The sequence below is a fragment of the Anaerosporobacter mobilis DSM 15930 genome, assembly GCF_900142955.1.
Classification (GTDB): domain Bacteria; phylum Bacillota; class Clostridia; order Lachnospirales; family Lachnospiraceae; genus Anaerosporobacter; species Anaerosporobacter mobilis.
Genome location: NZ_FRCP01000009.1, coordinates 256,690 through 268,639, shown reverse-complemented (window position 1 = coordinate 268,639; position 11,950 = coordinate 256,690). Strand labels below are relative to the sequence as shown.

The window sequence follows — 11,950 nt, the reverse complement described above, 5'->3', positions numbered from 1 at the left end:
ATAGGCATCACCTGACCACGTTCTAGAACTTTGTTCTACTGTTTACTTATTGGGTAGATGTTGACCTTATTAATATCCTAAGGGAGGAATATTAAGTTTTAGTACAAGATTACGTAAAGATAGGGTAAATTAACCAATTTAAGTTTTAATAATTAATATACTGTCACATTGATAAGTATCAAAACGATCAGATAGATACTCGCCATTCCAAAGTTACCAATCATGAATGCTTTCTTTTCGAATTCTTTGTTTCTCGGTAATAACTGATAAAAATCAGCCTTCACTCTTTTATGTACTTGAAATCCTATTAATATTTCACCAATTGCATATCCTATTATAGGTACTAGAAAACTAGCATATATTAAGATTTTATTGTATTCAAACCCTTCTTGTGAAAATATAGCTACAATGGTAATTACAACACACGTTAAACAGGTTACTATTAGTGATCCTATATTTCCATAGACTCTGTCCCAACTTTCATCCGCAAAAACTCCTGTTTTATAAAAAGAAAAGTATTTCTTTTCATTATACACATCCATCTTATTTCGCTCGTCAAGCTTCTGCTTAAGTTTACTCATAAAGTCACCAATATTCTCAAGAACTACCGTTAACCGTATATTTTCACTTCCATTTCCATATACGATTTTCACCCAACCTCCTGTGTATTTTATGGAAGAAAACTGAATGCGATTGATATCCTCATATGGGATAAATATCTGTTTTTTATTATTCGTATAGATTATTCCTTGTTCCTCTAGCGTTACGTTAATATACTTAAACCGTCTAAAAAGCACTGCATTGATTAATAATAACTCTAGCGTTATTAAGACTGCTACAAAAAATATCACTGTTGCAAAAACACCAACAAAACCAAGATCAAGTGGTTTTGATTCTGTTAATAGTAAACCAGCAGATAACAAGATTACGAATACTATGAATACTCCTACTCCTGCCAGAAATAGCTTCAGTGGTTGTCTAAGATGTTTTCGATATACATATGTAGTATTAATTTTGTTTTCCCCCTTCGTTTGCAATAATTACAATTACTTGCATATTCGGTTCTATTATAACACATTGAATGACAATTGCAAATATCTGTAATTTGTCCCACAATCATCTATATACCTTTAATTGTTCCGTTCATCAAACTAGACATCATACAGATTCCCTGTGCACCATGATTTATGACTTCCTTTGCATTCTCAGAGGTAATTCCCCCAATTCCAAACACAGGAATTGAAACAACATTACAAACTTCCTTAAGATAAGTAAGACCTCTTGGGGGCACTCCCATCTTACAATCGGTAGCAAATATATGGCCTGCTGTAATATAAGTAGCACCTAGTCTCTGGGCTATAATTGCATCTTCTATAGAATGTGTGGATATGCCGACCTTTTCAAATCTACTAATCTTATCACTCTGCTCTATAGCAGTCCTAAGCGGTAAATGAACATTGGTAATCTTCATTTTAAGAGCTACATCAATATACGTATGTAAGATACATCTTTTCTTATAATGTTCACAGATATCTATAACCTGCGATGCTAATTGATAATACTCATTCTCTGTAAGATCCTTTTCACGTAGTATGATACCATCTACATTACCCCTGGCAATCTTTTCGATCTGTGTGAGGAAATCTTCCTTACATAACTTTCTGTTAGTAATCGCAAGCACTCTATACATAGATGTAATCACTCATTACAGGTTGAAGTCCCTGATTCTTAATTACTTCATATACTTCTTTAACTGTCCTTCCATCTGAGATTTCGAATTGTTCGTCCCCTCTCGCTTCTTCCTCTTTCTGATGGTCTCCAATACCAACCGATACTCCCGCCGAAATCTTTGTAGCTGCTATTCCGATTAAGTTATCCCTAACTCTTGCACACTCTCTTGTTGATATGGTTATATTAGCGAATGGCATAAACAAACGATACGCCGTAATCACTTGCAGCAATTGTGTTTCATGTACATCCATTGGATTAATCCGATCGTTATTAATAATCGGACGAAGCCTTGGACAAGAGAAAGCGATTTCTGCATGAGGATATTTTCTCTGAAGAAGATACGCATGGTATCCAGTTGCTAGTGCGTCTTTTCTAAAATCATCAAGTCCTAAAAGTGCCGCAAATCCTACTCCTCGCATTCCTCCACGAATAGCTCTCTCTTGCGCGCGCAATCTATAAGGAAAGATTCGCTTATGACCTGCAAGATGAAGTGTCTCGTATTTGTCTGAATTATAAGTTTCTTGGAATACTGTTACATAATCCGCACCACATTCATGAAGATAAGCATATTCATCGGAATTCATTGGATACACTTCAAGTCCAACCACACTAAAATATCTACGTGCAATCTTACAAGCCTCTCCAATGTATTTTACATCAGACATCTTCTTACTTTCACCAGTCAAAAGTAAAATTTCCTGAAGCCCTGATTTTGCAATCTCTTTCATCTCTGTTTCAATTTGCTCCTCATTAAGTTTCGCCCGTCTAATATGGTTATGACAGTTAAATCCACAATAAATACAAAAATTCTCACAATAATTCGAGATATATAGCGGAGTAAACATATAGATCGAATTCCCAAAATGCTTTCTTGTCTCAAATTTTGCTTTCCTAGCCATATCTTCTAAGAATGGTAGCGCAGCTGGCGATAAGAATGCCTCAAAGTCCTTCAGCGTACATCGTTCATGGCCTAGAGCCATCTTAACATCTTTTGCAGTATAACTGTCATAATCATAGGAATTCATTCTCTCAATAACCCTTTTCTCTATATCGGAATCTAAAATCTCCATGTCAGGAAGGTAGACCATGTGATCATTTCTATGCTCTCTCTCTTTCTTCATTGTCTTCACCTCCCTTAATTATCTGTTGGCTGTAAAAAACCAGTCAACGGAGAAGATGCACTTGCTCCCTTATCCATAACCCTACCAAGACCCGCTAGATACGCTTTACGTCCTGACTCAATTGCCATCTTAAAGGCTGATGCCATAGTAGGAATATCTCCTGCGGTCGCTATTGCTGTGTTTGCCATAATCGCAGTTGCTCCCATCTCCATCGCTTCACATGCTTGAGATGGCCTTCCAATCCCTGCATCTATAATAATAGGTAAATCAATTTCATCAATTAAGATCTGAATAAATTCTTTCGTACAAATCCCCTTATTCGTACCAATAGGTGATCCAAGTGGCATAATACACGCCGCCCCTGCATTTACCAAATCCCTTGCCACATTCAAATCAGGATACATATATGGCATAACTACAAACCCTTCTTTGGCAAGAATCTCTGTTGCTTTAATTGTTTCTTGATTATCAGGTAACAAATACTTCGTATCTCTTATTACTTCAACCTTAACAAAATCACCACATCCCACTTCTCTTGCTAAATGAGCAATCCGCACTGCTTCCTTTGCCGTTCTTGCGCCAGATGTATTCGGAAGTAATGTAACTCCCTTTGGTATGTAGTCTAAGATATTAGCCATTCCCCCTTGATTAGCTCTACGAAGAGCTAACGTTATAATCTGCGCACCTGCTTCTTCTACCGCTGCTTTGATTAAGTCTAGAGAATACTTCCCTGACCCTAATATAAAGCGAGAATTAAACTCATGTCCGCCTAATGTAAAGGTATCTTTTTTATTTGTTATTTGATCAATATCCCTATTCATAATTATGTCTATCCTTTCTCTGTTTACTACTCTTATAGTCAATTAAAATCTATTCTTAATCAATAACATATCTATGTTTAAAGCTACTAATATGTAACTCTAAGACTTCAACGTCTATTCAATATATTTAAACTTCAACTTCTCCTAGAATTAATCGTACTATCATGTTAGCTTCATGTGCTGCACAGATGCCAACCCGTGGTGCCATTAATCCGTTTGCTTGTTCCATACCAGTCTTTTCATCTCCACATAGATAGAAGTTCTTAGCTACCTTTCTAGTATGTATCGTGTTACTACTCCCATATCCAGCCATACCAGAGGCTGCAACTATTTTCTTGTTTGGATAGTGTTCTAAGAAGGAATTAACCAGCATCGCCTTTGCCTCTGGATTATCAAATGCTTCGCAGATAATGTCATCGTCAAAAAATAGTTTTTCTACATTTCTTTCATTAACCTTAATCGTATCAATCAAAACATCTAGATATGGATTAATCGAAAGAATCTGTTCTCTCAATGCTTCGGTCTTGTACCTTCCAATGTCCATCATTCTATATTGTTGGCGATTAAGATTACTTAGATCTACGCAGTCAAAATCAATTATATGTAGACGGCCTACCCAAACCCTAGCAAGTGCGATGGCTATTGTTGATCCAAGACCCCCAAGCCCAACCACTGCAACTTTTGCTTTACCTAATCTCTCTTGGATTTCTCTCGTATGTCTTCTACAAAGTTCTTCGTAAACCTCTGCCTTCGTTGGATAACCGTTCATCAGCCACCTCCCACGAATGTGACAACCTCGATAACATCACCGTCCCGAACAACTTCCTCACCACATGTACTCTTTGGAATAATCTCACCATTCTTCTCAACAGCGATTTGTGTTATCACATAACCTTGTTGCATTACTAATTTATCAAGAGTAATTGGTTTTTCCAGTTCTACTTCTTTTCCATTCAACTGAATCATGCTTACCTCCTTTTGATCCATACGAATTAGGAATCTGCTTGTTGCAAACTCGTGACAAGGACAGTCACAATATCAATTCCAACATAATAAAAAAGGTTCACAAAGAAATACACCCGCGGTGGTGTACCCCTTCATGAACCTATGGTTTCACTCTATGTTATCGTATGCAATTTTATCTTTGTTCATAATTATTGTACTCAGATTATTGAATGATGTCAAGGGTATGCTTTTCTATACCTACTTAATTGTTTATAAAAAAAGAATATTTTACTACATCCTTCTATACATTATAATAATGAATTGTAATAGTAGGTATGTTATGCAACAAAGTGATTTTGAACAATGCCAAGATTTTATTAATAAGAATCTTAACTTTATAAATAGCAAAGAAGATTGCTGTAAGATTGGTTGCGCTTTTCAGAAGTTAAACCCTAGCTGTCTTATACTGCTCTCGAATCTATTAGCGATTGATATAGCTAAATGCCTACCGCTTAATCAGCAAAATGTTATTGGTAACTTTTTATTAGGAGTTGGCCAATCCATACTTATCTTTGGTGCACAACAAACTTATATGGAATCTGGCCCTGGTAATTGCTATAATCTAAAAAACTTTAATTCAAATAATCCCGATTGTACTACTGAAGCAAATAATAATTCAAGTTCTAACCAAACCCCTGCTACAAGATCTACCTCTAAGTCCAATGTAACCACGTGTTCCTATTCCTACCAGGATCAAATCGATGATTTAAAGGATGATATTAGGTATTTAAAAAGATGGATTGATGAAGACTAACTTCCTCTAATCCTTAATCTGCAATACATTCCAACGAACTAATAACGTTACGATTAGTACGAAAACCCCAGCTATACCAATTAGCCAATATAAACTTGAATCAAACATCTCAATTAAACCACCAAACAGGATTTGTCCAAGCGGAATGCATAAGGTCGCAAATGCGGAACCAAAAGCAAGAATCTTACCAAGCTTTGTAGCTTCCACTTCCGAATACAGATACGCTGCACTTAATACATTCGCTACACCTAATATGCCCATAATAAGCATACCAGCTAGCGCAAAGAATATAGCACTACCTATCGCCGAAAGCTTGCCACTCGCAAATAGCAATACCGCGGCTGCCATGATAAACATCGAGACTGACGTAATATACAACAGCCTATGAACTCTTTTAATATGAAACATAGCAGGTTTCCAAGCAATAATAAGTCCTCCTAGTATCATTCCAAGGGCTATACAACCTTCTGTTATTCCATATACTTCAGATGATAATCCTAATGTGATTTTTATTAGATATGGAGCAACCACACTAAAAACTGGTACTAAGAATAGATTATAGAATCCTGAAAACAACAACATACGAAAGATAATCTTATCCTCAAATCGCAGGTAGTGAAAACTCTCTCTCATATCTTTCTTAAATATTTGAATAAAGCTTTCTTTTTCTTTTAAATGTGTATCTTCTACTTTTGATATCTCTTCTTTAGTTTTGTCTCTTTCTGGAATATCTAACAGTAATTCGATTCCTGCTGAAAACAAAAAACTAACCATGTTAATCACAACTACACCAGTTATACCAAATGTGCCATATAATACCCCTGCTAGTATTGGTCCAAGGAAATTACTAAGGGATGCCACTTGTTGAATGATTGCATTGGCACGTATTAGATGATTCTCATGGACAAGGAGCGGAATACAGGTATTAACTACTGGCTGGTATATAGTCGAAATCGTTGACAATAATACCATTAATACAGCAATTATTATAGTCTGATTACCACCTTGTACTTTAAGTACCAGATATCCTATCAATAAAACACCGCTGGTTACGTCTAATATCACCATTAATCGCTTCTTATTGCCTCGGTCCGCTAACATTCCTGCAATCGGCGCTATTAATACAACTGGAATCATAGAAATCGCTAATATTGTTGCAAAGATCCCTGCTGACCCAGTAAGATCTAATAGGTACAAGGACAAAGCAAATCGCTGAATGGAACTTCCAAACAGCGAAATGATTTGCCCTAGAACCAATATGTTAAAGTTCTTATGATATAACTTTTCTGTCATGTCATCTCCTCACGTCAAAATCCACGCAAATCGGATACTGATTTGTCTCGTCTACTTGTAACTTCGCATCTATTCCATACAAGGTATATAGATTTTCTTTCGTTATCACATCAAGTGGTTTCCCCTTGAATACAACATTACCGTCCTTCACACCTACGATATTATCAGCAAATTTGGTTGCATTGTTTAACTCATGTAATACCATAACAATCGTACGATTTTGTTCTCGATTTAACTTCTGTAATAACAACAAAATCTCAAATTGGTGCGCCATATCAAGGTATGTTGTTGGTTCATCTAAAACAAGAATTTCCGTCTCTTGTGCTAATGCCATGGCAATCCAAGCACGTTGTCTTTGTCCACCAGATAAGCTATCTACCGCGCGGTCAGCAAAATCTGCAATTCCTGTAACCTCCATAGCCCAGTTCACTTTATCGATATCTTCTTGTTTCAAACCACCTAGAGCACTTTGATATGGAAAACGTCCATAAGAAACCAACTCTTTTACTAATAAACCAGATGGAACAATAGGACTTTGTGGTAATACCGCCATCTTCTTGGCAATCTCTCTGGGCGCTTGTTCTTTGATACTGATACCATTTAATTTAATTTCACCCTTACGCGGAGTAAGAATACGAGCAATTGATTTTAGTAATGTGGATTTCCCGCAACCGTTAGACCCAATAATCATCGTAATCTTTCCCTTAGGGATTTCTAAATTCATATTCTTAATTATATATTTATGCTCATAGGCAACATCTAAGCCTTTAACTTCAATTGCTTCCATCATATCCTCCATTAATGAATCAAAAACTTCAGGCGCGAAGTTTGAGTGAATCAAATTATTCTTATAGTAGTACCCAATCTATGCTTTATTCTCGTAACATCAGATAAATAAAATACGGTACCCCAACAATTGCTATCATTATCCCCGCAGGCACCTCGATCGGTGAGAATGCATTTCTTGATATCGAATCCGCTAGTATTATGATAACACTACTTATCCCTGCTGCTACCGGTATCTGCCTACGATGTACTGGGCCGACGAGTCGTTTGGCTATGTGAGGACCAAGTAATCCTAGGAATGCGATATTTCCTGCGACAGAAGTTGCTAATGCAGCTAATACAATCGCATAGAAGAATAACTTCCTACGTTCTCTCTCAACCTTTACTCCAAGTCCAGTGGCAATCTCATCACCAAGATCCATAACATCTAATATCTTTGCTTTCCACATGATTAATAACAAGAAAACAACTGCAAGTGGTGTAACAAGCCAGAAAAACTTCCAACTACTTCCCCATAGGCTACCACTCGTCCAAGTAAGTACTTGATTATAATCACCTTTTGACATATTAAGCTGATACAAGGAAATGAACGCGTTAATACCAACATTTACACCAATACCAGTAAGAATCAACCTTGTTGGGGATACCCCCTTCTTGTAACTTAAGAAGTAGATTAAGAAACCACTAAGTAATGCTCCAATAATAGCGGCGATTGGCATAACAAATAGAGCTACATCGCCAATTGTATCGTAATAGCTCGTGCTTCCATATGAGATTAGTAACACGACAGCAACAGCTGCACCTGCATTGATTCCAATCATTCCAGGTTCCGCTAATTCATTCCGAGTGACACTTTGCAAAACACACCCGGCTGTTGATAGACAAACTCCCACAACTATGGCAACACAGATTCTTGGTAAGCGAATATCCCATATGGTTGTCCTCTGAAGAAGTGACCCTTGTCCAAAGAAAGTCTTGATTACATCACCAAACGAAATGGAATAACTTCCCCAGGAGGCTGCTAATAGAAAGGTAAATACAAAAAGAATGCTTACTACTATAGAAGTAATAAAAACTCGTTTCTTCATCACATATTCTCCTTTCGTATCATCCATATGAATAGTGGCACACCAACAAGGGAGGTGAATAATCCGATTGGTGTCTCATAAGGTTGGTTCACTAATCTAGCAAGTACATCTGCCCAGATAACAAGTGTTGCACCAAACAAGAACGACACTGGCATAATCATTCGATAATCTTGTCCAAGAAGCTTGCGAACAATATGGGGAACGATTAATCCAATAAACGCTATATTACCTGCAACTGCAACGCATACTGCACACATAGGAATTAATAATAACAACGTAAACATACGAATCTTAACAGGATTTTCTCCTAATCCAATACATACGTCTTCACCAAGATTTACCACATTAATCTTTGGCGCCATGAATAATGCTATAATTGTCGCGATTCCTCCAACGACAAGAACTAACTTGACACTATTCCAAGTAACTGCTCGGAATCCACCCGAAACCCAAAACGCTAAATTCTGTGACTTGTTCGTTAATAATGCTATGATGGTAGCCATTGATATGAAGAATGTACTAAGAGCCGTTCCTGCTAGCAATAATCTTGATAGATTCATGTTCCTAGCGTTCTTCAGACTGAATGCTAATACCAACAATCCACTAAACAAAGCTCCTATAAACGCTGCCACCGTGTTGCCTAGTAATCCATAGATACTCTGGCTTGCTCCTGCTATAGCGATTGCCAATGTTGCACCTTGTGTAATTCCCATCAAGGATGGCTCTGCTATAGGATTCCTAGTGACGCCTTGCATCATCGCCCCTGTAACGCCAAGAATACCGCCTACTAAGGCGGTACAGATAACTCTTGGTATTCTTACATCTCGGACTAATTGCATATCTAATATATCTTCATAGTGAAAGATACTATTCCAAACGGTTTGTAAAGGAATACTCTTTGCTCCTGCACTTATCGCAACAACTAGCCCGGTTATCGCGATTATACTGCATGTACTAATAAATGCTACTGCTTTCTTATTCATTCGTACTTGCTAATAATCCTTCTACTTCTTCAACGAATGCTAATCTTCCAATTGGGCTATAACCCTGATTAAAATAAGGACTTGCAGGAAGTTCAATCACATTTCCTTCTTTCACAGCTTCTGTTCCATTCCAGATACTGCTTTCTTTTAATGTTGCTAAATCTTCATCTGTTGCTATTGCAAAGATATAATCCGAATTGATTTGTGCTAAACCTTCATAAGTTACTACTGGTAAACTAACATTCTCTTGTTCTGGCATACCTTCTGGCTTCGCTAATCCCATATCATCATAGAAGATTGTTCCAAGCCCAGCTGAGTCAAAGATAAATAAACTTCCACCACTTGCTAAGAATGATAGGTATGATGTCTCTTCTCCGTAAGTTTCTTTTAATCTCTTTCCGACTTCTTCTGCTTTTGCCAAATAATCTTCAATCCATGCTGTTGCTTTGTCCTCTTCACCAAATATAGTAGCAACGTTCATGAAATCTTCTTTCCAATCCATTTGCTTAAGTTCAATCATAACAACAGGTGCTACTTTTGATAATTGGTCATACATCTTTTCTTGTACTGTAGAGATTACAATTAGATCTGGTTCTAAAGCAATAATTGCTTCCACGTCCATCTCAGCTAACATACTATAGCCAAGGATTTTCGAATCTCCTAAAACATCGTCAAGGTAAGTTGGGAACTTCGTATAATCATATGCATCACTGTTTGCTGTTCCAATTACATCATATCCTAAAAGTGATAAGATATCACTTGCTCCACTAATGTCAACAATTTTTTGTGGGTTAACAGGAATCTCTACGGTACCTTTTACGTCAGTAACTGTTCTTGTTTCTTTTGAAACATCTGCTGTCCCTTCTTCACTGCCTCCTGCATTAGTACCTGCATTATTCGTATCTTCTGTTTTACCAGATTCATTGTTTGCCTTATTGCTTGAGCAACCAACTAGTCCAAACATTAAGACAGCGATACTCAAAACTACCATCATGTACTTCTTCATAACTTATTCTCCTTTTGTTTTATTCGTAACTTCTAGTGAACTGTTTATCTCTCCATTGTCTATGGAGTTTTGATATAGTAACCAGTGTTTCCTCATTCTCACCTTGGTTATTCATAACTAACTTGTTTTTGAATTATATATGAAAACGAATCGCTACACAATATTTTCACCTATAATAATTATTTTGTAACCCAATTTAACTATTTCTGTTTACAGTTTGGGATAATTACCTTACAATTATTAATACTTATACTTATAATATAATATCAGTATCATTTCTTTAACTTGATCCTACTCAAGAGCAACTTACTATATATTATTTTTAACGGAGAATATTTATTTATGCAAACAATCGTTACGTCATCAAAGGAATTCAGAGAAGCCGTATTTGCTGAACTACAATTTGTTCCTATTAAGCAAAAGAACTATACCTTATATCAAAATCCAGCTAGACCTGAACATGGGCATCTATTATCTTATGAACGTCCTGGTTACTACAATTTTGGAATTGCTGACTTTACTATTCCGCATCCGTTCAAACTTGCATTCGACAATCCTGAACGACTGATACGATTTGGTACTGTCTATAAAGGTTCCACCAATTTTAAATTGGAGAATCAACCGGTTTCCTCCTTCAAACCTTCCTCTTTCTTTGTAATTGAGAGAGGTATCAAAGGTCAACAAGCTTGGAAAAGAGGCGAACATTATCACGGTGCCGAAATAACAATACAGGAATCTTATATAACTAGATATCTAAGAGATAACTTCAATCTAAACTTTGATTTTAATAAATTCAACGAGAATGTAACATATCCCTACCTTCCATTAGGAATCAATACCATAATTGAAAAGATGCAAGTTCTTTCCAATCAAGACGCATTAACGCCTCTCTATCTGGAGAGTTGCATCTTAGAATGTTTCGCAATTATTATCCAAACTGTTGAAACTTCCCCCGATAATACATTCACAAGACAGCTCCACTATGGCAAAGTCAAAATCGGTACAAACAAATACCTTCACCTAAGCGCTAGCGATATTCGTTCCATACAAAAAGCTCATGAGATCTTGACTAATAATATTCAGTCCCCGCCAACGATCGACTCCCTAAGCGAACTAGTATTACTAAACCCCCAGAAACTAAAAGCTGGTTTTTCTTATTACTATCACATGCCAATCGGTAAGTTTATCACTTCCCTTCGTATGTCTATGGCTGTGAATCTATTAAATACCACGGATTTAAGTATAGGAGAAATTGCGGAGAAGGTTGGGTATCCATACACCAGCAATTTTATCAAGATGTTCCGCAAGACATATCAATGCTCACCACTTGAATATAGACATAGAAAAGAATAGGTGGGCCCC

13 protein-coding genes are annotated in these 11,950 nt (G+C 36.9%); 2 read left to right on the top strand and 11 right to left on the bottom strand.

What is annotated here, in order from left to right:
* Positions 1 to 152: 152 nt before the first annotated feature.
* From BUB90_RS09475 to thiS, 6 genes are all read right to left on the bottom strand, one after another.
* Positions 153 to 1,037, bottom strand: coding sequence for a YdbT family protein (locus tag BUB90_RS09475; protein WP_073286637.1), 885 nt, complete (start codon positions 1,035 to 1,037; stop codon positions 153 to 155).
* Between the two features lie 83 nt (positions 1,038 to 1,120).
* Positions 1,121 to 1,690, bottom strand: coding sequence for a thiamine phosphate synthase (locus BUB90_RS09470; RefSeq protein WP_073286634.1), 570 nt, complete (start codon positions 1,688 to 1,690; stop codon positions 1,121 to 1,123).
* Entirely contained in the window at positions 1,683 to 2,852 is a 1,170-nt protein-coding gene (thiH, locus tag BUB90_RS09465; protein WP_073286631.1) for a 2-iminoacetate synthase ThiH, read from the bottom strand. Before thiH ends, BUB90_RS09470 begins: the two co-directional genes overlap by 8 nt.
* A 14-nt stretch (positions 2,853 to 2,866) precedes the next feature.
* Positions 2,867 to 3,673, bottom strand: a complete 807-nt coding sequence (locus tag BUB90_RS09460) for a thiazole synthase (RefSeq protein ID WP_073286628.1) — start codon at positions 3,671 to 3,673, stop codon at positions 2,867 to 2,869.
* Positions 3,674 to 3,800: 127 nt separating this feature from the next.
* On the bottom strand, positions 3,801 to 4,442 hold the full coding sequence (thiF, locus tag BUB90_RS09455; RefSeq protein ID WP_073286623.1) for a sulfur carrier protein ThiS adenylyltransferase ThiF: 642 nt from the start codon (positions 4,440 to 4,442) through the stop codon (positions 3,801 to 3,803).
* Positions 4,442 to 4,639 carry a sulfur carrier protein ThiS gene (gene thiS, locus BUB90_RS09450; protein ID WP_073286620.1) on the bottom strand — a complete coding sequence of 66 codons (198 nt, stop codon included), beginning with the start codon at positions 4,637 to 4,639 and terminating at the stop codon, positions 4,442 to 4,444. Before thiS ends, thiF begins: the two co-directional genes overlap by 1 nt.
* 319 nt (positions 4,640 to 4,958) lie before the next feature.
* Between thiS and BUB90_RS09445 the strand changes: the two genes are divergently transcribed.
* Entirely contained in the window at positions 4,959 to 5,432 is a 474-nt protein-coding gene (locus BUB90_RS09445; protein WP_073286617.1) for a hypothetical protein, read from the top strand.
* A gap of 6 nt (positions 5,433 to 5,438) precedes the next feature.
* Here the strand turns inward: BUB90_RS09445 and BUB90_RS09440 are convergent, their stop codons facing one another.
* The 5 genes from BUB90_RS09440 to BUB90_RS09420 form a co-directional block, all read right to left on the bottom strand.
* Positions 5,439 to 6,725, bottom strand: a complete 1,287-nt coding sequence (locus BUB90_RS09440; RefSeq protein WP_073286614.1) for an MFS transporter — start codon at positions 6,723 to 6,725, stop codon at positions 5,439 to 5,441.
* A 1-nt stretch (position 6,726) separates the two neighbouring features.
* A complete protein-coding gene (locus tag BUB90_RS09435; RefSeq protein WP_073286609.1) occupies positions 6,727 to 7,512 on the bottom strand; it encodes an ABC transporter ATP-binding protein in 786 nt (261 codons plus the stop codon).
* Between the two features lie 85 nt (positions 7,513 to 7,597).
* The gene (locus BUB90_RS09430; RefSeq protein ID WP_073286604.1) at positions 7,598 to 8,599 is read right to left on the bottom strand and encodes a FecCD family ABC transporter permease; all 1,002 of its coding nucleotides are present in this window, start codon (positions 8,597 to 8,599) and stop codon (positions 7,598 to 7,600) included.
* On the bottom strand, positions 8,599 to 9,582 hold the full coding sequence (locus BUB90_RS09425) for a FecCD family ABC transporter permease (RefSeq protein ID WP_073286601.1): 984 nt from the start codon (positions 9,580 to 9,582) through the stop codon (positions 8,599 to 8,601). The genes BUB90_RS09430 and BUB90_RS09425 overlap by 1 nt, the downstream gene beginning before the upstream one ends.
* Positions 9,575 to 10,588, bottom strand: a complete 1,014-nt coding sequence (locus BUB90_RS09420; protein ID WP_073286598.1) for an ABC transporter substrate-binding protein — start codon at positions 10,586 to 10,588, stop codon at positions 9,575 to 9,577. The genes BUB90_RS09425 and BUB90_RS09420 overlap by 8 nt, the downstream gene beginning before the upstream one ends.
* A gap of 342 nt (positions 10,589 to 10,930) precedes the next feature.
* On the opposite strand from BUB90_RS09420, the gene BUB90_RS09415 reads away from it, so the two are divergent.
* On the top strand, positions 10,931 to 11,941 hold the full coding sequence (locus tag BUB90_RS09415) for a helix-turn-helix transcriptional regulator (RefSeq protein ID WP_073286593.1): 1,011 nt from the start codon (positions 10,931 to 10,933) through the stop codon (positions 11,939 to 11,941).
* Positions 11,942 to 11,950: the final 9 nt, after the last annotated feature.